This window comes from Pandoraea sp. LA3, from assembly GCF_022696215.1.
Lineage (GTDB): Bacteria > Pseudomonadota > Gammaproteobacteria > Burkholderiales > Burkholderiaceae > Pandoraea > Pandoraea capi.
This window is the reverse complement of sequence record NZ_PTPY01000016.1, coordinates 78,089-99,109: the sequence shown is the minus strand read 5'-3', so window position 1 is coordinate 99,109 and position 21,021 is coordinate 78,089. Positions and strand designations below refer to the sequence as shown.

The 21,021-nt window shown below is 63.2% G+C and carries 17 protein-coding genes; 3 read left to right on the top strand and 14 right to left on the bottom strand.

The genetic code is table 11. The annotated features are described in order from the left end of the window. Window positions 1-106: 106 nt before the first annotated feature. The 14 genes from C5N93_RS02145 to C5N93_RS02080 all read right to left on the bottom strand — a co-directional run bounded on the left by C5N93_RS02145 (window position 107) and on the right by C5N93_RS02080 (window position 15,138). The gene (locus C5N93_RS02145) at window positions 107-1,009 is read right to left on the bottom strand and encodes a SprT family zinc-dependent metalloprotease (protein WP_242558096.1); all 903 of its coding nucleotides are present in this window, start codon (window positions 1,007-1,009) and stop codon (window positions 107-109) included. Between the two features lie 114 nt (window positions 1,010-1,123). Then, the gene (locus tag C5N93_RS02140) at window positions 1,124-1,918 is read right to left on the bottom strand and encodes a lysophospholipid acyltransferase family protein (protein ID WP_150719884.1); all 795 of its coding nucleotides are present in this window, start codon (window positions 1,916-1,918) and stop codon (window positions 1,124-1,126) included. 81 nt (window positions 1,919-1,999) lie between these two features. Further along, window positions 2,000-2,584 (bottom strand): D-glycero-beta-D-manno-heptose 1,7-bisphosphate 7-phosphatase, encoded by a 585-nt coding sequence (gene gmhB / locus C5N93_RS02135; RefSeq protein WP_150719883.1) that lies wholly within the window; start codon window positions 2,582-2,584, stop codon window positions 2,000-2,002. Between the two features lie 27 nt (window positions 2,585-2,611). After that, complete coding sequence (glyS, locus tag C5N93_RS02130) at window positions 2,612-4,732, bottom strand: glycine--tRNA ligase subunit beta (RefSeq protein WP_242558083.1); 2,121 nt, start codon at window positions 4,730-4,732, stop codon at window positions 2,612-2,614. Further along, entirely contained in the window at window positions 4,729-5,667 is a 939-nt protein-coding gene (glyQ, locus tag C5N93_RS02125; RefSeq protein WP_069341019.1) for a glycine--tRNA ligase subunit alpha, read from the bottom strand. Before glyQ ends, glyS begins: the two co-directional genes overlap by 4 nt. 216 nt (window positions 5,668-5,883) lie before the next feature. Then, window positions 5,884-7,440, bottom strand: coding sequence for an apolipoprotein N-acyltransferase (gene lnt / locus C5N93_RS02120; protein WP_242558082.1), 1,557 nt, complete (start codon window positions 7,438-7,440; stop codon window positions 5,884-5,886). Between the two features lie 17 nt (window positions 7,441-7,457). Then, a complete protein-coding gene (locus tag C5N93_RS02115) occupies window positions 7,458-8,333 on the bottom strand; it encodes a transporter associated domain-containing protein (protein ID WP_150719880.1) in 876 nt (291 codons plus the stop codon). A 172-nt stretch (window positions 8,334-8,505) separates the two neighbouring features. Beyond that, entirely contained in the window at window positions 8,506-9,201 is a 696-nt protein-coding gene (locus C5N93_RS02110; RefSeq protein ID WP_242558081.1) for a gamma-glutamylcyclotransferase, read from the bottom strand. 52 nt (window positions 9,202-9,253) lie between these two features. Beyond that, window positions 9,254-9,757 carry an rRNA maturation RNase YbeY gene (gene ybeY / locus C5N93_RS02105; RefSeq protein ID WP_242558080.1) on the bottom strand — a complete coding sequence of 168 codons (504 nt, stop codon included), beginning with the start codon at window positions 9,755-9,757 and terminating at the stop codon, window positions 9,254-9,256. Beyond that, on the bottom strand, window positions 9,754-10,839 hold the full coding sequence (locus tag C5N93_RS28270; protein ID WP_277990172.1) for a PhoH family protein: 1,086 nt from the start codon (window positions 10,837-10,839) through the stop codon (window positions 9,754-9,756). Before C5N93_RS28270 ends, ybeY begins: the two co-directional genes overlap by 4 nt. A 109-nt stretch (window positions 10,840-10,948) precedes the next feature. Continuing rightward, entirely contained in the window at window positions 10,949-12,292 is a 1,344-nt protein-coding gene (miaB, locus tag C5N93_RS02095) for a tRNA (N6-isopentenyl adenosine(37)-C2)-methylthiotransferase MiaB (protein ID WP_069342463.1), read from the bottom strand. Window positions 12,293-12,485: 193 nt separating this feature from the next. Further along, complete coding sequence (locus C5N93_RS02090; RefSeq protein ID WP_242558079.1) at window positions 12,486-13,466, bottom strand: metal ABC transporter substrate-binding protein; 981 nt, start codon at window positions 13,464-13,466, stop codon at window positions 12,486-12,488. Between the two features lie 11 nt (window positions 13,467-13,477). Beyond that, window positions 13,478-14,341, bottom strand: a complete 864-nt coding sequence (locus tag C5N93_RS02085) for a metal ABC transporter permease (protein ID WP_242558078.1) — start codon at window positions 14,339-14,341, stop codon at window positions 13,478-13,480. After that, on the bottom strand, window positions 14,338-15,138 hold the full coding sequence (locus C5N93_RS02080) for an ATP-binding cassette domain-containing protein (protein ID WP_242558077.1): 801 nt from the start codon (window positions 15,136-15,138) through the stop codon (window positions 14,338-14,340). The genes C5N93_RS02085 and C5N93_RS02080 overlap by 4 nt, the downstream gene beginning before the upstream one ends. 1,085 nt (window positions 15,139-16,223) lie before the next feature. On the opposite strand from C5N93_RS02080, the gene C5N93_RS02075 reads away from it, so the two are divergent. Genes C5N93_RS02075 through C5N93_RS02065 form a run of 3 tightly spaced genes read left to right on the top strand, consistent with a single transcriptional unit; the run spans window position 16,224 to window position 21,007 of the window. Then, complete coding sequence (locus C5N93_RS02075; RefSeq protein ID WP_069342466.1) at window positions 16,224-18,146, top strand: PrkA family serine protein kinase; 1,923 nt, start codon at window positions 16,224-16,226, stop codon at window positions 18,144-18,146. 18 nt (window positions 18,147-18,164) lie between these two features. After that, window positions 18,165-19,427, top strand: coding sequence for a YeaH/YhbH family protein (locus tag C5N93_RS02070; RefSeq protein WP_069342467.1), 1,263 nt, complete (start codon window positions 18,165-18,167; stop codon window positions 19,425-19,427). Window positions 19,428-19,462: 35 nt separating this feature from the next. Next, entirely contained in the window at window positions 19,463-21,007 is a 1,545-nt protein-coding gene (locus tag C5N93_RS02065; RefSeq protein ID WP_069342468.1) for a SpoVR family protein, read from the top strand. Window positions 21,008-21,021 lie beyond the last annotated feature (14 nt).

The window sequence follows — 21,021 nt, the reverse complement described above, 5'->3', positions numbered from 1 at the left end:
AACTCAATTGTACCCGTCGCCATGAAAATGAACATCATTCATGTTGCGTTGAGCGATTTTTAATTTGAAAAGCGAGAGATTGCGATATTTGCGTGCCGTCGCCCGCTCAGAATTCCGGCAGCCACTCGGGCGCGTGTGATTTGAGCGTGTCGCGCGCCGCCTCGAATTCCGGGAAGATCGACGCCACGGCCTGCCAGAAGCGCGGTCCGTGGTTCATCTCCTTCAAGTGCGCCAGTTCGTGCGCCACGACGTAGTCGATCACGCCGAGCGGGAAGTGGATCAGACGCCAGTTCAGGCGAATGCGTCCGTCGGCGCTGCAACTGCCCCAGCGCGTGGTGGCAGACGACAGCCCCAGCGCCGTGTAGCGCACGCCAAGACGCTCGCCGTAGACCTCCAGCCGGGTGGTGAAGAGCTTGCGGGCTTCTTGTTGCAGCCAGCCTTGCACGCGGTCGCGCATCTGTTCTGGCGCGGCCTGCGGCGGCAGATCGAGCCACAGCGTGTGCGTATGGATGTCGTATTGCGCGGCGCCGGCGCGTCCGCCCAGACGCACGGTCAGCGTATGGCCGAGGTACGGCAGCGTCGCGCCGTCGACCCACGTCACGCGGGGAATCACCCGTCGCGCCGCGCGTTCGCGAAACTCGGCGATCTTGCTGAAGATCCAGCGCTTCTTCTCGACGACAGCGGCTTCGACATCGGCGATCGTCACCCAGCGAGGGGCCGTCACGGCCAGTCCCGATTCGTCGATCATGAAACCGATGGTGCGGCGTGAGGAACGCTTGAACCGGTAGTAGAGGGCGTGGCCGTCGAGCATGATGACGCGCTCGCCCGGGGCCGGTGCGCGTCGCGGACCGCTGCCTGGCGAGGTCGTCAGATTCGTGTCGGCGGCGGTCGTGGTCGTCGCGGCAGCGTTCGTGCTTACCGGAGTGACTGGCGGGGCAGACGCCGCAGGGGCATCCGTGGCGACGCCGTTGGCTTCGGCGGCGGGACTGCCGAACAAGTCGAGTTCCATCTGGGGTGCCGGGGTCTCATGCCGGTTGCGGCTGTCGCGCGCGTTGCCGGTCTGGCGAGGGTCGCGAGTGGCAGGTTGGGCTTTCGACATGAGACGGTCTCGCGTATTGCGTAGTCAGGTCCGAGGCTTCACGTCGGAGGCCTCTGAAGCGTCTCCCGCGTCGGAAGCGCCAGCCCTCGGTTTCGACGTATAGGCCGCCGGGTCGATCCGTATCATCTCGCGTTCGATCCACTCGGCGACGTCGGCATTGACGGCTTCGGCGGTGCGGCCTGCCGTCTCGATGACCGGTCCGATGGAGACGATCACTTCGCCGGGGAATTTCAAGAACGAGTTGCGCGGCCAGACACGTCCGGCATTGTGCGCGATGGGCACGACCGGCGTGCCCGTTGCCGTCGCCAGACGGGCGCCGCCCGACTTGTACTTGTTGCGCGAACCGGTCTTCGTGCGCGTGCCTTCCGGGAACATGATGATCCAGTTCCCTTCGGCCAGTCGATCACGCCCTTGCTTGACGACCGAGGCGAACGCATCGGTGCCCTTGCGTCGATCGATGTGAATCATGCTCAGCAGACCCAGCGCCCAGCCGAAGAACGGCACGTAAAGCAGTTCGCGCTTGAAGACATAGCACAGCGGCCGCGGCATCAGCGCCGGCAGCGCCACCGTCTCCCACGCCGACTGATGCTTCGAGAGCAGAATCACCGACGTCTTCGGCAGGTTCTCCCAGCCGATCACGCGGTAACGCATGCCACAGAGCTTGTCGCCCACGCGCGTGACCACCTTGCACCAGCCCACCGCGAACCAGTAGCGCTGGTGACGCGTCAGGAACGGGAACGACACGATGCACGCGATGGCATACGGAATCGTCCAGACGATCTGGAAGATGAAGAAGAGAGTCGAGCGAAGTTGCTGCATGGGCGTCGGGTCTGAGTCGGGCGTCGCGGCGGTTGTCTTGGTGGGCTTGCGGGCGAGTACGGGAGATCGTGACGATGGCGCTCAGGCGTCTTCGTCGGCGAGCAGATCGTTGACGAACGCCGCGAGACTATCGTGCACGCGCGTGCCGTCGGGCAGGTTGCCTGCGGCGAGCGTCTTCTTGCCTTTGCCGGTGAGGACCAGATGCGGTTGTGCGCCCACGGCGGCGGCGGCCTGAAGATCGCGCAACGAGTCGCCCACGGCCGGCACGCCGGTCAGATCGACTTCGTAGCGACGCGCAATTTCCTGGAACAGACCGGGCTTCGGCTTGCGGCAATCGCAGGCGTCGACCGAGGTATGCGGGCAGAAGAACACGGCGTCGATGCGTCCGCCGGCGGCAGCCGCCAGCTTCGACATCTTCGCGTGCATGGCACCGAGCGTCGCCATGTCGAAAAGACCGCGCCCCACCCCCGACTGGTTCGTCGCCACGACCACGCGGTAGCCCGCCTGATTGAGCCGGCCGATGGCCTCGAGACTGCCGGGTAGCGGCACCCACTCATCCGTCGACTTGATGAATTGATCCGAGTCGACGTTGATGACGCCGTCCCGGTCGAGAATCACGAGTTTGCGGGCGGCGGGGCCGAGGGTGCGATCTTTGCGCGAATCCATGAGTAGCTCAGTTGACTCGTTGGAACATCACGCGGCGAGCTTCGAGAGATCGGCCACGCGGTTCATCTGGAAGTGCAGGTTCTTGAGCAACGCGAGGCGGTTGTTGCGCAGTGCCTCCTCGTCGGCCATCACCATCACGTCGTTGAAGAAGGCGTCGACCGCGTCGCGCAGTTCGGCCAGCGCGGAGAGCGCTTGTGCGTACTCGCGTGCCTCGAACTTCTGCTCCACGGCCGGCGTCACCTTTTCAAGCGCAGCCGCCAGAGCCTTCTCGGCCGGCTCCAGCAGCAGGTCCGGCGAGATCGTGCCGTCTGCGGGCGGGGCCGTCTTCTTCAGGATGTTGCCGATACGCTTGTTCGCCGCGGCGAGGGCTTCGGCTTGCGGCAGCGCCGAGAAGGCGCGCACGGCGTCCAGACGCTCGATCAGATCGCCCAGATACTTCGGCTGATCGGCCAGCACGGCTTCGATCTCGTTCGCGGCGTAGCCTTGCTCACGCAGATAGCCGCGCAGACGGTCGAGTACGAACTGGTAGACGTCGCCCAGATACGCGGAATCGGCCACGCCCGTCGTGAACTGCTTGTACGTGACGTGCAGCAGTTCCGGCAGCATGGCCGGCAGACGCTTCTCGATGAGCATGCGTACGATACCGAGCGCATGACGACGCAGTGCGAACGGGTCTTTCTCACCCGTCGGTTGCAGGCCGATGCCCCAGATGCCCACGAGCGTTTCGAGCTTGTCGGCCAGCGCCACTACGATGCCGGTCTGGCTCGCGGGCAGGGCGTCGCCGGCGAAGCGCGGCTGATAGTGTTCCGAGCAAGCGAGCGCGACGTCGGTGTCTTCGCCGTCGTGACGCGCGTAGTATGTGCCCATCGTGCCTTGCAGTTCCGGGAACTCGCCGACCATGTCGGTCAGCAGGTCGGCCTTGGCGAGCAGCGCGCCGCGCTCGGCGAGCTTCACGCCGTTCGCGTCGGCGCCGATCATGTGCGCGATCGCGCCGGCGAGCTTCACCAGACGCTGCGTGCGCTCGAACTGCGAGCCCAGCTTGTTGTGATAGACGACGTTCGCGAGCAGCGGCACACGATCGGCGAGCGGCTTCTTCTTGTCCTGCTCGAAGAAGAACTTCGCATCGGCCAGACGCGGGCGCACCACACGCTCGTTACCCGTCACGATCTGCTCGGGCTGGCTCGTCTCGATGTTGGAGACGATCAGGAAGCGGTTCGTCAGACGGCCGCCGTCGGCGAGCGGCTTGTCGGTGAGCGCGAAGTATTTCTGGTTCGTCTGCATCGTGAGAATCAGACATTCCTGCGGCACGGCCAGGAATTCCTTCTCGAAATGGCAGGCGTAGATTGCGGGCCATTCGACGAGGGCGGTCACTTCGTCGAGCAGCGAATCGGGCATCACCACGTGATCGTTGCCGGCAGCGGCGAGCAGACGCTCGCGAATCGCGTCGCGACGGCCGGCGAAGCTGGCGACGATCTTGCCTTCGGTCTCCAGCGTGGCGGCGTAGGCGTCGGCGTTTGCCACCGTGACCTCACCCTTCGACAGGAAGCGGTGGCCTTGCGTCTTGTTGCCGGAGGCGAGGCCGATGGCCGTCGCCGGCACGATCGTGTCGCCGTGCAGGGCGATCAGACCATGCACCGGGCGCACGAACTGCACCGTCTCGCCATCGGGACGCTGATAGCTCATCACCTTCGGAATCGGCAGCTTGCCGAGCGTTTCGTCGAGCGAGGCTTGCAGCGCGTCGGCCAGTTGGGCGCCGGCGGCGGTGTAGGTGTGGAAGAAGGCTTCGGCCTTGCCGTCCATGGCGCGCTCCAGGCTTGCGACCGGCAGGTCGGCGAAGCCCATCGCAGCGAGTTTCTTCGCGAGCGGCGGCGTGGGGTTGCCGTTGGCGTCGAGCGCGACGGACACCGGCAGGACCTTGGCGCGAATGGTGGCGTCCGGGGCGCGGTCGAGCACGTTCGTGATCGACACGGCCAGACGGCGCGGCGTGGCGAACGGCGTGACGACGCTCGCTTCGGTCACGAGACCGCGCGAACGCAGGCCGTTGGCGATACCGTCGGCAAACGCGTCACCGAGACGCGCCAGTGCCTTCGGCGGCAGTTCTTCGGTCAGCAGTTCGACCAGCAGGGTGCGTTGTGCGGTGCTCATCATGCGGCTTGCGTTTGAGTTTTTGCGGCGGGGGCGTTCAGCATCGGGAAGCCGAGCTTTTCGCGCGAAGCGTAGTAGGCCTGTGCGATCAGACGCGACAACGCGCGGATACGGCCGATGTACGCCGCACGCTCGGTCACCGAAATGGCGCCGCGCGCGTCGAGCAGGTTGAAGGTGTGTGCGGCCTTGAGAATCATCTCGTAGGCGGGCAGCGCCAGTTCGGCTTCGATCAGACGCTTCGCTTCGCTCTCGTAGTTGTCGAAGAAGCTGAAGAGCATCGGCTGGTTCGAGTGCTCGAAGTTATACGTCGACTGCTCGACTTCGTTCTGATGGAACACGTCGCCATACGTCAGGCGGCGCTTGACCGGGCCGTCGACCGTTTGCTCTTCCCATTCCGTCCACACGAGGTCGTAGACGTTCTCGACCTGTTGCAGATACATGGCCAGACGCTCGATACCGTACGTGATTTCGCCGAGCACCGGCTTGCAGTCGAGGCCGCCGACTTGCTGGAAGTAGGTGAACTGCGTGACTTCCATGCCGTTGAGCCAGACTTCCCAGCCCAGACCCCAGGCGCCGAGCGTGGGATTTTCCCAGTCGTCTTCGACGAAGCGCACGTCGTTTTCGGTCAGATCGAGGCCGAGCGCGCGCAGCGAGCCCAGGTACAGGTCGAGGATGTTTTCCGGGGCCGGCTTGAGCACCACCTGATACTGGTAGTAGTGCTGCATGCGGTTCGGATTCTCACCGTAACGGCCATCCTTGGGACGGCGCGACGGCTGCACATAGGCGGCGCGCCACGGCTCCGGGCCGATCGCGCGCAGGAACGTGGCAGTGTGCGAGGTACCGGCGCCGACCTCCATGTCGTAAGGCTGGAGCAACGCACAGCCTTGCTTGTCCCAGTAATCCTGCAACGTCAGGATGACTTGTTGAAAGGTAAGCATGATGAATTCGCGCGGACGAACAGGAAAATATGCGGATTTTGCGCAGTCTTCCGGCCCGGCCGCGAGCGCGGCCGAAAGACTAAAACGTTGAATTTTAGCGGGAATTCGACCCGCGCGGGGCGCTGATGGCCCCGGGATGTTACGACGGGGAGATTTTCACATCCCCCGATGTCGTTTCCATGGATGGCGCTGGCGCGCCGATGCCCGGATCGCCGCTCAGCGCGCGCGGCGCGTCATGGCCAGACCGAGGCCGAGTGCGACCAGGGCGAGCACCAGTGCGGGCACGTTGCCGAAGCGCACGTACGGGGTGAGGCCGCTGTACGGTTGTACGTTGCCGGTGAGCGCACCCACGGTCATGGCCGGCAGACGTCCCTGCACCTTGCCGTGCGCGTCGATGATGGCGGTGGCGCCCGTGTTCGTCGCTCGCAGCATCGGACGCCCCGTCTCCAGCGTGCGCATCCGGGCGATCTGCAAATGCTGGTCCAGCGCAATGGTGTCGCCGAACCACGCCAGATTGGTCGAGTTCGCCAGCACCGTGGCCGGTTCCGGCATGTTGCGTAGCGCCTGCGCAATTTCCTCGCCGAACAAGTCCTCGTAGCAAATGTTGAGCGCCACGCGCTGATCCCGGATCGGGAAGCCGCCCGGCGTTGCCGTGCCGCGCAGGAAGTCACCCAGCGGGATGTGCATCATGTCGACGAACCAGCGAAAACCCCACGGCACGAATTCGCCGAAGGGCACGAGGTGGTGCTTGTCGTAGCGATAAAGTGTCTGATCGCGCGGCGCCACACCGAACAGGCTGTTGGTGAGATCGGTCGGGCCGCGATCGGTGATCGTGGCGCCGACCGCGCCCAGCACCACATGCGAGCCGGTACGGTCCACGAATTGGCGAATCGGCGTGGCGACCTCGGGCGGAATGCCTTGCAGCAGCACCGGAAACGCGGTCTCCGGCGTGATGATGAGGTCGGCCGGCGCGGCCACGATCATGTCGCGGTACATCGTCATCGCGTGGTCGATGCCCGCGCGCTCGAACTTCATGTCCTGCGCCACATTGCCTTGCAGCAGACGTACCGAGAGCGGCTTGCCCGACGGCGTCGTCCAGGCGTGACGCGCCAGCCCCGCACCCACGCCCATCAATGCGAGTACGCCCACGACCGCCACGAGACGTCGCATCGCACGTGTTGCCGCCACGACGGGAACGAGCGCGCGAGCGAGCCACGCTGCGGCGAGCGCTGCAAGGCCGGCGATGCCGTACACGCCGAGCAGCGGCGCGAAACCTGCGAGCGGGCCGTCGACATGCGCGTAACCGGGGGAGAGCCAGGGAAAGCCGGTGAAGACGGTGCCGCGCAGCCATTCGGCGAGCGTCCAGGCGCCTGCGAAGGCGAGCACACGCCACGGGCCGGTCGCCGTGACCGAGCGCGTGACGAATGCGGCGAGCGCGGGATAGATCGCGAGGTAGATCGAGAACAGCACGACGGCGGCGCCGGCCATGACGCCGGGCATGCCGCCGTAGGTATGCATGCTGATGTAGAGCCACCAGATGCCGGAGACGAACGACGTGAGCCCGAAACTGCCGCCCAGCCAGAGCGCATGACGTCGCGAGGCGCTGCGCTCGACGAGCGCAAACAGACCTGCCATCGCGAGCAGTTGCAGCCACCAGAGATCGCGCGGGGCGAAGGCCAGGGTTTGCGCGATACCGGCCAGACCGGCGAGCACTCGGGCACGCCAGGCCGGCCACGAGCGCCGCTCGGGCGCGTGGACGGTCATTTCCTGCATGGATCGATGATTGGGAGTTACTCGGCTTCGATGGCCGGTGCCGGTTCCACGCGCCGCAACAGCAGCATGTGGACCTGACGGCCGTCGGCGCGCAGCACTTCGAACACGAGATTGCCGATGCGCATACGCTCACCCCGGCGCGGCACACGGCCGAACTGGTGCGTGATCATACCGCCGATCGTGTCGTTCTCGTCATCGTGGAACTGGGTGCCGAACGCTTCGTTGAACTGCTCGATTTCCGTGAGCGCACGAATGCGATACGTCCCGTCGGGCGCGGCGATGATGTTGTCTTCTTCTTCATCGAAGTCGTACTCGTCCTCGATGTCGCCGACGATCTGTTCGAGCACGTCTTCGATCGTGATGAGACCGGCCACGCCGCCGTATTCGTCCACGACGATGGCGATGTGATTGCGATTGACGCGGAAGTCGTGCAGCAGCACGTTCAGACGCTTCGACTCCGGAATGAACACGGCCGGGCGCAGCATGTCGCGCACGTCGAAATCGTGATTCGCGTAGTAACGCAACAGATCCTTGGCGAGCAGAATGCCGATGATGTTGTCGCGATTGCCTTCATAGACCGGATAGCGCGAGTGCGCCTGTTCCAGTACGAACGGCATGAATGCTTCGGGGGTCTGTTCGATGTTGATGGCGTCCATTTGCGCGCGCGGCACCATGATGTCGCGGGCGCACAGATCGGCCACCTGGAATACGCCCTCGATCATCGCCAGAGAATCGGCGTCCATCAGGTTACGGGCGTGGGCGTCTTGCAGAATTTCGAGCAACTCTGCGCGCGACTCCGGCTCCGGGGAAATCAGATCGGTGAGGCGTTCGAGCAGAGAGCGAGGTTTTTCGGTGTTTTTTCGACCGGGTCGACTGGGATAAGGGTCGTTCATGACGGCGCGTCCAAGTTGGGCGGACGCCGAGCTGTTACAGGAAGCTCAAGGATACACCAGATGTGCGGCATCTCCGCGTCAGGCGGTGTGCGGGAGGGCGTCGTCCGGGCGTGCTGCGCCGTTGCGCATATTTCAGGACGTTTCCGTCGCCCGCTCGCGACAATCCGGGGGCTTATCTTGCACCGCAGCGGTGCAGCAACGCCTCTAGCGCGGGGTCGGGCATGCCCGCTTCGCGCAGCGCCTTGACGGTCCGGGCGACGTAATCGTGCGTGGTGCCGTAGCGTCCCTGCGCCTGATCGAAAACCTGCCGCACGATGTCGTCGGACAGACGTCCGGCGTAGCTCACGGCTTCGCGCCGCATGACGAACGCCAGCCCCGGCTTGGCGCGGCCGTCCGCCAGTTGGCAATTCAGCCACATCGGACGGTACGACCCCATGGCCATTTCGCGATACCAGAGCGTTTCGAGTTCGGTGCGCGCATGACGCGCGGCCAGCCGCATGGCCACGCCGGCGCACGAGCCGCCCCGGTCCAGCGCCAGCACCAGCCCCGGTTGCTCGGGCGTGCCGCGATTGACGCGCGACCACAGATACAACCCCCGGTGATAGCCATGCACGCGTGCATGATGACTTTCTTCGACGGGCATGCCGGGATTCCAGATGAGCGAGCCGTACGCGAAGATCCAAAGGTCCTCGCGGCCGTCCCAGTCGACGAGCGCGGCGTCGAGCGACTGGCTCATTTCCTCTTGCGTCAGATGACGGGAGGCGCCGAGGTCCGGCGGATAACGCGTGCATCCCGGGCCGCTCGACGTGCTGGTCTGCGCGCTGTTGCTGGCGTCAGGGGCGTCCGGTCGGTCGGGAATGCGGTCCATAGGGCGTATTGGGGGGCTTAAGGAGCTTGGAGGGATGGGGGCAGGGGCTCGGTCAGGTTCGACGGGCTTTTGTCGCCGACTTCTCCGACGCATACGGATCGGCGTAACCGAGTCCGGCGAGAATCTCCGTCTCGAGGCCTTCCATCTCCTGCGCTTCGTCGTCTTCCTCGTGATCGTAGCCTTGCGCGTGCAGCACGCCATGCACGATCAGGTGCGCGTAGTGCGCTTCGAGCGAGATGCCTTGCTCGTTCGCCTCGCGTTCAACCACCGGGCAACATAGCACGATGTCGCCCGTAACCGGATCGCTTTCGTCCTGCGCGTAGGCGAACGTCAGCACATTGGTCGCGTAGTCCTTGCCGCGATAGCCGCGATTGAGCGTCTGACCTTCGTCGGTGTCGACGAAGCGCAGCGTCAGTTCGGCGTCGGCGAGCAGCGCGGCCTGCACCCAGCGGCGCACGGCGGTGCGCGAGAGCAGCGCCTTGTGCGATGCGAACGCGGGCCCCGCCACGAACTGGTTCGTCAGCGTGAGCGAGTGGCGGGCGGGCCGACCGCTCATGCCTTGCCTCCGGCCGTGCTTGATGCGCGTGAGGCACGCGAGGCGTGCCCCGTGCGATCGCCGCGCGAATCCGAGGCCGGCAGATCGAGTCCGGCTTCCAGATGTTGCGCGTGTTCGTCGTACGCTTCGACGATGCGTGCGACCAGCGGGTGACGCACCACATCCACGCTGGTGAAGCGCGTCATGGCGATGCCGCGAACGTTCTTCAGGATCACCTGCGCTTCCATCAGGCCGCTCTTTTGCCCGCGCGGCAGGTCGACCTGCGTGGTATCGCCGGTCACCACGGCCTTGCTGCCGAAACCGATACGCGTGAGGAACATCTTCATCTGCTCGGGCGTGGTGTTCTGCGCCTCGTCGAGAATGATGAAGGCATGATTGAGCGTACGGCCGCGCATGTAGGCCAGCGGCGCGATCTCGATCATCTGTTTCTCGAAATACTTCTGCGTCTTGTCGAAGCCGAGCAGGTCGTACAGCGCGTCGTACAGCGGGCGCAGATACGGATCGACCTTCTGTGCCAGATCGCCGGGCAGGAAGCCCAGGCGCTCGCCCGCTTCCACGGCCGGGCGCGTGAGCACGATGCGCTTGACGGCATCGCGCTCCAGGGCGTCGACGGCGCAGGCCACGGCGAGATACGTCTTGCCGGTACCGGCCGGGCCGATGCCGAACGTCACGTCGTGCGACAGGATCTGCTTGAGGTAATCGCGCTGGGCGGGCGTGCGGCCGTGCAGGTCGCTGCGACGCGTGTGCAGCACCGGCGAGCCGTCTTCCGTCTCACCGGCGGCGAACGGGTTATCGTCGCCATGGCGCACGCTCGGCGCGAGGCCCTGACGCGTTTCCACAAGTCCGAGCTGGATGTCGTCGACGGACAGCGCTTCGGTTGCGCGGTTGTAGAAACTCTCGAGCGCCTGCGTGGCGACGGCGGCACTCTTGCCGCGAATGGAGAAGCGATGGCCGCGACGGGTGATCGAGACGTCGAGCGCCTGTTCGATCTGACGCAGATTCTCGTCGAGCGGGCCGCAGAGATTGGCCAGGCGGCGATTGTCGTCGCGCGGAGCGGTGAATTCTTGGACGGGTGCTTTCAAGATGATCCGGTCGTTTGCCTGTTCAGGTCGTTCGATGGCTTGGCGGTGACGGGGGCAGCGATGCCAGCTGTGGCTTGTGGTGGCTCGATACGCCCCGCCGGTCCCATATTCAATGCGTGACGACCAGTTCGCCGCGCAGCGAGTGCGGATAGGCGAAGGTGATCACGACGTCGGTCATCTGGCCGATCAGGCCCGCGCGTTGTGCCTCGGGCGCCGGGAAGTTGACCACGCGGTTGTTTTCAGTGCGGCCTTGCAGTTCGTTCGGGTCTTTGCGCGAAACGCCTTCGACCAGAATGCGCTGACGCGAGCCGACCATGCGCTGGCTGATGCGTGCTGCGTTCTCCTCGATCACGGCCTGCAAGTGCTGCAGACGACGCAGCTTCACTTCGCGCGGCGTATCGTCTTGCAGGTTCGCTGCGGGCGTGCCGGGGCGCGGGCTGTAGATGAACGAGAAGCTGGTGTCGTAGCCGATGTCGTGGATCATCGCCATGAGCTTGTCGAAATCCTCTTCCGTCTCGCCGGGGAAGCCGACGATGAAGTCCGACGACATCGACATGTCAGGACGCACCTGACGCAGTCGACGGATGATCGACTTGTACTCCAGCACCGTGTAACCGCGCTTCATGGCCGAGAGCACGCGGTCCGCGCCGTGCTGCACGGGCAGATGCAGATGGCTCACGAGCTTGGGCACCTTGGCGTAGGTGTCGATCAGACGCTGCGTGAATTCCTTCGGGTGGCTGGTCGTGTAGCGAATGCGCTCGATACCCGGCACTTCGGCCACGTATTCGATGAGCAGCGCGAAGTCGGCGATCTCGCCGTCGGCCATCAGGCCGCGATAGGCGTTCACGTTCTGGCCCAGCAGCGTGATTTCACGCACGCCCTGTTCGGCCAGCCCGGCAATCTCGGTGAGCACGTCTTCGAACGGACGCGAGACTTCATCGCCGCGCGTGTACGGCACCACGCAGTAGCTGCAATACTTCGAGCAACCTTCCATGATCGAGACGAACGCCGTGGCGCCTTCGACCTTGGCCGGCGGCAGGTGGTCGAACTTTTCGATTTCCGGGAAGGAGATGTCGACCTGCGAGCGGCCGGTCGAGCGCCGCGCTTCGAGCATCTGCGGCAGACGGTGCAGCGTTTGCGGGCCGAACACCACGTCCACGTAAGGGGCGCGCTGCACGATGGCCGCGCCTTCCTGACTGGCGACGCAGCCGCCGACGCCGATCACCAGATCCGGCTTGATTTCCTTGAGGGCGCGCATGCGGCCCAGATCCGAGAACACCTTTTCCTGCGCCTTTTCGCGCACGGAGCAGGTGTTGAACAGGATGACGTCGGCGTCTTCGGGGGTGTCGGTCTTTTCGAGGCCTTCAGCCGCGCCGAGCACGTCCGCCATCTTGTCGGAGTCGTACTCGTTCATCTGACAGCCGAACGTCTTGATGTAAATCTTTTTTGCCATGGAGTGTGCGCCGTTCGCAGTGGTTGACCTGGGGGCGTCGGTAATCATGAAATTCGAGCGAAATTCAAACGCAACCAAACGCAAAAGCCGGCATAGCCGGCCTGTCCGGACCTCCGTCGTGGGGCCGGTGTGTGGTGCACACATTATACCGCGTGCACCGAGGAGGAGCGGGGAAGGGCGCGCCCGTCAGGGCTCAGCGGTTGTCCTTCATCGCCGTGGCGAGCGCCCGGATGTTGTACTGGAACAACTGGAGGTAGGTCGTCGCTTCCGGATTCTTCGACAGGGCGTCGGAGTACAGCTTGCCGTCGACCGTCACCTTGGCGTCGTGCGCAATGCGTTCGACCAGTCGCGGATTGGAGATGTTCTCCATGAATACCGCCTTGATGCCCGTCTTGCGGATCACGCGGATCAGGTTGGCGACGTCGCGGGCGCTGGCTTCGCTTTCCGTCGACACGCCTTCCGGGGCGAGGAATTTGATGTCGAAGCGCATGCCGAGGTAGCCGAAGGCGTCGTGCGAGGTCAGCACCACGCGGCGTGACGGCGGAATCGAGGCCAGCTGCTTCTTGGCCCAGGCGATCACCTCGTCGAGCGCGACACGGTAGTTTTGGGCGCGCGCGGCATAGTAAGGCGCGCCGGCCGGGTCAGCTTGCGAGAGGGCGGCCGCGATGTTGTCCACCATGGTCTTCACGCGCTCGGGATCCTGAAACATGTGCGGATCCGTGATCGTCTTGCCGTCGTCCTCCATCGTGCGGGGCTTGAGGCCCTTCGTGACCGTGACGAGCTGGCCGGAATAGTGGCTCGACTTCATCAGACGGGGCAGCCAGCCTTCAAAACCCAGGCCGTTCACGAAGAACAGCTTGGTGCCGGCAAGCTTGGCAACGTCAGCCGGGGTCGGCTCGTAGGTGTGGGTGTCCTGATCCGGGCCGACCAGCGTGGTGACGTCGATCCGGTCGCCGCCGACGGCTTTGACGATGTCCGACAGAATGCTGAAGCTCACGCCGACCGGCAGGCGCGTGTCCTGCGCCCGCGCCGGGCCGGCGAATGCCAGGGTCAGCGCGAACAGGGTGGCGAAGAGGCCTGCGCCGAACCACGACTTGCTACGGAGACTGCCGCTGACACTATTGGCGCCGCTGATGCCGCTAAAGCGTTTGGCGCCCTTACCCAATCCGAACATGTTTCCCTCTCTCAAAGCGCCGGCGCTTTAGCAGTACTTGCACCGCCCGGCGAAACAAGCAGCGCGCCCAGATAGGCGACACCTGCCGTCAATACGATGGCCGGCCCGGATGGGCAAGCCAGGTAATACGAAATCAGCAGCCCGATCACGCTCGATGCGCTGGCCACCAGCCACGCGCTCAGCAACATGCCGGGCAGGGTTCGGGCGACGAGGCGGGCCGTGGCGGCCGGCAGCATCATCAGCCCCACGGCCATGAGCGTGCCCATCGCCTGAAAGCCCGCAACGAGGTTCATCACCGTCAGCACCGTGAAGCCGAGGTGATAGCGCATCACGCCGCGCCCGTTGCTCTGGCCGAGGAAGGTCGGGTCGGCGCTGTCGAGCACGAGCCCGCGATAGTGCCAACCGAACCAGAGCAGCGTCACGGTCGTGATGGCGGCCACCAATATCAGCGACGGGTCGTCGACCGCGAGCACCGAACCGAACAGCAGGTTCATCAGGTCGACGCTGTTGCCCCATTTGGAGACGATTACCACGCCGCCTGCGAGCGCCAGCAGGTAGAAGCCGGCGAACGACGCCCCTTCGTCCAGCCGTGTGCGGCGGCTCGACAGCCCTGCGAGCAGCGCCACGAGCAGACCCGCCACCATACCGCCACCGGCCATCCACGGCAGCGACAGGCCGCCGATCAGATAGCCCACGGCGGCGCCGGGCAACACGGCGTGCGAGAGCGAGTCGCCCATCAGGCTCATGCGGCGCAGCAGCAAAAACACGCCCACGGGCGTGCAACCGAGCGACAGCGCCAGACTCCCGACGAGGGCGTGCCGCATGAAGTCGAATTCCGCGAACGGTCCGATGATGAGGTTCACCAAGGCGCTCACCGACGACCTCCCGGCAGGGAGATGGCGGCGGACGAGGCCGGGCGTGCCTGCGTCCCCTGATTGGCGGCGAACGCGGTGTAACCCCCGGCGCCCGACAAACTGCCGTGCGTGCCCCCGCCCTTGCCGCTGGCCGCGTCGGCCGACGGAAATCCGGCGTGCAGGCAGTCGGCGGGCGCGCCCGAGGCGACCAGCCGACCGGCCATCACGGCGACATGCGCGAAACGCTCCAGCACCAGCGGTAGATCGTGAAGGACGGTCACGACGGTGCGTCCCTCGTTGCGCCATTGGTCCAGCAGGGCCAGCAACAGTTCCGCCGAGGGCACGTCGATGCCGGTGAGGGGTTCGTCCAGCAAAACGATCGGCGCGTCTTCCACGATCAGACGCGCGAAGCGGGCACGCTGCCATTGTCCGCCGGACAAGGCTTCGAGCGCCTGCGCCCGCTTGTCGGCGAGGCCCACGCGGGCCAGTGCGTCCAGCGCGCGATCGAACTCGTCGCGTCCCAGGCGGCGGGCGTCGCCGGTGCGGCGCCACGTGCCCGTCAGCACATATTCTTCCACGCACATCGGAAAGCGATGATCCGTTTCGGGCCGCTGCGACAGGTAGGCCACGGGGCCATCGCTGACGATGCTGCCGCTGGATGCCTTTTGCAGCCCCGCAAGCGAGCGAAGCAGGGTGGTCTTGCCGCCGCCGTTCGGGCCGACGACGGCCGAGAGCACGCCGGGCGCGAAGGTGGCGCTCACGCCTGCGAGCGCGACGTTTGGGCCGAACTGGACGCAGAGATCCTGGCAGCCGATCACGAGGCGACCCCTCTCAGCGCCCAGAAAACGAGCGCCCAAAGGGGGATGAGCACGAGCAGCGTAAGTGCCGTGCGCTCCCAGCCAGCGAGACGGTAGAGCCAAACGGAGAAGCGAATCATGGATAAGGGAATGGGCGAGGCCCCGACACAGTCTGCAACTGTGTATCAAATAGGACGCAAATGCAACAAAGTTGCATTATTGCATGAAACCGCCCGGGGCATGCGGACGCCCGTCGGCGGCGCTGCGGGACGCGCGCGAGGGCATCGCGGACAGGGTCACATCACGTTACATATCCGCGCAGCAGATTTTGGCGAACCGGCGTAACATGGTTTCAAACTCGGTCGTCTGGCACGTTGTTCGCTTCATTCCAGAGATCGGCGATTTGCAAGGAGGAGGTGAGCCCGCTCAGACATCCATCCGCTTTTGACTTTCCGCTTGCGACGAACATGCCGTTGCAGATGCATTGGCGCATGTCGATCGCACGACCTTCGCGACTTCGCGCAGCCGCGACGCTTCGACAGGAAAGCAGGCCTCTCGCGCCCACGTCTTCGGCTTCGTCGACGTCGATGGGCCACCCACTTTTTTTCCCGAAAACATTGCACGTCAATCATCGTGTCGCAGTAAGAAATTCTATCGAATAAATAGGATTCCTTAATAAATGATGCAGATGCGCGAACATGATCGAATGCAGACAAACCCGAGTGCGCAATGCGTGGGTGAAGACGCGAAAAGTCGCTCGAATTTTGACCTATCTGGCGTGACGTGCGCAATGCGTAGAGGTCGTGGAAACCGTTGCTGCATGCGGGTTATCGAGAATGCTTAGCGCTGCGGAAAATATCTAGCGACAGTTTTTTTGTTTGTGCATATGATGAGTTAACGGTTGCAATTTTCAGTGACAAGTTTAAAGTCAACCTAAACCGATTTTGAGTCGTTCATGTGAGGGAGGGGACAGTGCGAAAGGTTTCGCGTAAGTCGCTCCGGCATGCAGTGAGCCAGGTCGAAACCATTGCGCAGTCATCCGGGTCTTAGGCAACAGAGCGGGCATCGCATCGCGATGTTTTCCGATGAAGCGGGGGGTGAGGCATATGGATATTTTCAGCCACTACACGACACGTTTCGAAGCACGCAGGGAAGAGGAATACAGCATCCAGGAATATCTGGAGATCTGTAAGAAGGACTCGACTGCGTACGCGACGGCAGCCGAGCGCATGTTGCGCGCCATCGGTGAGCCGGAGCTGATCGATACGCATCACGACCCGCGACTCTCGCGGCTGTTCTCCAACAAGATCATCAAGATCTATCCTGCCTTCCGTGACTTCTACGGCATGGAAGACACGATCGAGCAAATCGTCTCGTTCTTCAAACACGCGGCGCAAGGGCTCGAAGAACGCAAACAGATTCTGTATCTGCTCGGGCCCCCGGGCGGCGGCAAGTCGTCGCTGGCCGAGAAGCTCAAGGTATTGATGGAAGACGTCCCCATCTATTGCCTGAAGGGATCGCCAGTGCACGAGTCGCCTCTGGGCCTGTTCTCCTCAGAGGAAGACGGCAAGATTCTGGAAGAGGACTTCGGCATTCCGTTGCGCTATCTCAATACGATTCCGTCGCCCTGGGCCACCAAGCGTCTTAACGAGTTCAACGGCGACATCACGAAGTTCCGTGTGGTGAAGGTGCGCCCGTCGGTGCTCCAGCAGATCGCGATTGCCAAGACCGAACCGGGGGACGAAAACAACCAGGACATCTCGTCGCTGGTCGGCAAGGTCGACATCCGCAAGCTCGAGGAGTACCCGCAGGACGATCCGGACGCCTATTCCTACTCCGGCGGTTTGTGCCTGGCCAACCGTGGCCTGCTCGAATTCGTCGAAATGTTCAAGGCGCCGATCAAGGTGCTTCACCCGTTGCTGACTGCGACACAGGAAGGCAACTACAAAGGGACGGAAGGGTTCGGTGCGATTCCGTTCGACGGTATCGTGCTCGCCCACTCGAACGAAGCGGAATGGCAGAGTTTCAAGGGCAACCGCAACAACGAGGCTTTCCTCGATCGTATCTACATCGTGAAGGTGCCCTACTGCCTGCGCGTGACCGACGAGGTGAAGATCTACGAGAAGCTGGTGAAAAACAGTTCGCTCGCCAACGCCCCGCGCGCGCCGAACGTGCTCAAGATGCTCGCCCAGTTCGCGGTGCTCACCCGCCTGAAAGAGCCCGAGAATTCCAACATCTTCTCCAAGGTGCGTGTCTACGACGGTGAAAACCTCAAGGACATCGACCCCAAGGCCAAGTCGTATCAGGAGTACCGCGACTACGCCGGGGTGGACGAAGGGATGACGGGCATGTCCACGCGTTTCGCCTTCAAGGTGCTCTCGAAGGTCTTCAACTTCGATAACACCGAAGTCGCGGCCAACCCGGTGCACATGCTGTATGTGCTCGAACAGCAAATCGAGCGTGAGCAGTATGCGGGCGAAGTCGAGAAGCGCTATCTCTCCTACATCAAGGAGTATCTGACCGCGCCGTTCGTGGAGTTCATCGGCAAGGAGATTCAGACCGCTTATCTGGAATCGTATTCGGAGTACGGTCAGAACATCTTCGATCGGTATGTGAACTTTGCGGATCTGTGGATTCAGGATCAGGAGTATCGCGATCCGAACACCGGCGAAATTCTCGACCGCACCGCGCTCAACGACGAACTGGAGAAAGTCGAAAAGCCGGCCGGGATCACCAACCCGAAGGACTTCCGCAACGAGATCGTCAACTTCGTACTGCGCGCGCGCGCCAACAACGCGGGCAAGAATCCGCTCTGGACGAGTTACGAGAAGCTGCGGGCCGTCATCGAGAAGCGCATGTTCTCGACCACCGAGGATCTGCTGCCGGTGATTTCGTTCAATGCGAAGTCGTCCAAGGAGGATCAGGAAAAGCACGCCAACTTCGTCAACCGTATGGTGGAAAAGGGCTATACCCCGAAGCAGGTTCGCCTGCTTGTGGAATGGTATCTGCGCGTGCGCAAATCCTCGTAGCAACCAATCGGGGCCACTATGTCAGCAATCATCGACAGACGGCAAAACGGCAAGAACAAAAGCGCCATCAACCAGCAGCGCTTTATCAAACGCTACCGCGATCAGATTCGCCGCGCGGTAGCGAAGGCGGTGTCTGGGCGCAAGATCACCGATATCGATGGCAGCGGACAGGTCTCGATCCCGGTCAAGGACATTTCGGAACCGTTGTTCCACCACGGGCCCGGCGGGCGACGGGAGATGGTGCATCCCGGCAATCGCGAGTTCGTGGTGGGCGACAACTTCGAGCGTCCGCCATCGGGCGCAGGGGGCGGCGGCAGCCGCGCCAGCGACTCGGGAGAGGGCGAGGACGATTTCGTCTTCAACCTCTCGCGCGAGGAGTTCCTGAAATTCTTCTTCGAGGACATGGCACTGCCGGACCTCGCGAAACGCCGGCTCGCGCAAATTCCGGAGTTCCGCAAGGTCCGTGCGGGCTATTCCATCGACGGCACGCCGTCGAACCTTAACGTCATTCGCACGATGCGCAGCTCGCTGGGCCGCCGCATCGCGCTTACCGCCCCGTATCGCAAGCAGTTGCGCGAGCTTGAGGCCGAGTACGCGGACATCGTCTCGCGCGAAGGCGATACGTCGCCCCGTGCACTGGCGCTGGCCCACGAGATTACGCATCTGCGCACGCGTGTCGAGGCGATCCCGTACATCGAAAAGCTCGATCTGCGGTATTCGAACCGGATCATGCAGCCGCGCCCGCAAGCGCAGGCCGTCATGTTCTGCCTGATGGACGTCTCGGGCTCCATGGATCAGAGCCGCAAGGATCTGGCCAAGCGTTTCTTCATGCTGCTCTATCTGTTCCTGCGGCATAACTACGAGCGCATCGATCTGGTGCTCATCCGTCACCACACCACGGCCAAGGAAGTCAATGAAGACGACTTCTTCTATGCGCGGGAATCGGGCGGCACGGTGGTCTCCAGCGCGCTCAAGCTGATGAACGAGATCATTGCAGACCGGTACTCGCCGAGCGACTGGAACATCTATGGCGCGCAGGTTTCCGACGGCGACAACTGGGACGGGGATTCGCCCATCTGCCGCGACATTCTGATGCAGTCGATCATGCCGGCCGTGCAGTACTTCGCCTACGTGGAGGTGGCGAGCGCGGAGCCGCAGAACCTGTGGAACGAATACCTGTCGGTCAAGCAGCAGCACCCGAATTTCGCGATGCAACGCATCATGGAAGCCGCTGAAATCTATCCGGTGCTGCACGACCTGTTCAAGAAGAAGGCGGCCTGAAAACCGTCCCGCCGGTACTACAACGAGGACGCATCATGGCGTATATCTCCACCGGATCGGAATGGACGTTCGAACTGATTCAGCGATACGAGCATGAGATCGCGCGTATCGCGTCGAACTTCAAGCTCGACACGTATCCGAATCAAATCGAGATCATCACCGCCGAGCAGATGCTCGACGCCTACGCGACCGTCGGTCTGCCCATCGGTTATCACCACTGGTCGTACGGCAAGCACTTCCTGTCGTCCGAGCGCGGATACAAGCGCGGGCAGATGGGGCTCGCGTACGAGATCGTCATCAACTCGAATCCCTGCATCGCGTATCTGATGGAGGAGAACAGCATGACCATGCAGGCGCTGACCATCGCGCATGCCAGTTACGGTCATAACTCGTTCTTCAAGGGCAATTACCTTTTCCGCACGTGGACCAGCGCCGACGCCATCGTCGATTACCTGCTGTTCGCGCGCAACTACATCACCGAGTGCGAACAACGCTACGGCGAGCAGTCCGTGGAGCTGCTGCTCGACTCCTGCCATGCGCTGATGAACTACGGCGTGGATCGCTACAAGCGACCCAAACGGTTGTCGCTCGCGCAGGAACAGGCCCGGCAGAAGGAGCGCGAGAACTATTTGCAGATGCAGATCAACGATCTGTGGCGCACGCTGCCGAATCACGCGCTGCACGACGACGATGAAGACGACGGCCTCGATCCGACCGATTCGGACGAGCCGCCATTCCCGGGCGAACCGCAGGAGAACCTGCTGTACTTCTTCGAGAAGAACGCCCCGAAGCTCGCGCCGTGGCAGCGCGAGATCGTGCGCATCGTGCGCAAGCTCGCGCAGTACTTCTATCCGCAGCGTCAGACGAAGGTCATGAACGAAGGCTGGGCGACGTTCTGGCATTACACGATTCTCCAGCAGCTCTACAAGGAGAAGCTCGTCAATGACGCCTTCATGATGGAGTTCCTGCACGCGCATACGAACGTGGTCTATCAACCGTCGTTCGATAGCCCGTACTACAGCGGTCTGAATCCGTATGCGCTGGGCTTCGCGATGTTCCAGGACATTCGTCGCATGTGCGAGGAACCGACGGAAGAGGATCGTCAATGGGCGCCGGATATCGCAGGCTCGGACTGGCTGAAGACGCTCGACTTTGCGATGCGCAACTTCAAGGACGAGAGCTTCATCCAGCAGTTCCTCTCGCCCAAGGTCATTCGCGATCTCAAGCTGTTCTCGGTACTCGATGACGATCGTGACAGCCGGCTGCGCGTGACCGCCATCCACAACGATACCGGCTATCGCGAGATTCGCGAGATGCTCGCGCAGCAGTACAACCTCAGTCAGCTCGAACCGAACATTCAGGTCGCGCACGTCGATCTGCATGGAGACCGGTCGCTCACATTGCGTCACGTACAGAGCGAGCGCAAGCCACTTGATGATAGCTTCGAGGAGGTGCTCAAGCACGTGGCGCGTCTGTGGGGATTCACGGTGCGGCTGGAGACTGTCTTTGAGGACGGCCGCAACGAGATGACGCACGAAACCAAGGTCGAGAAGCGGCGGCGCTATGCGCTGAGTGCCTGACGCTCGAATGATGT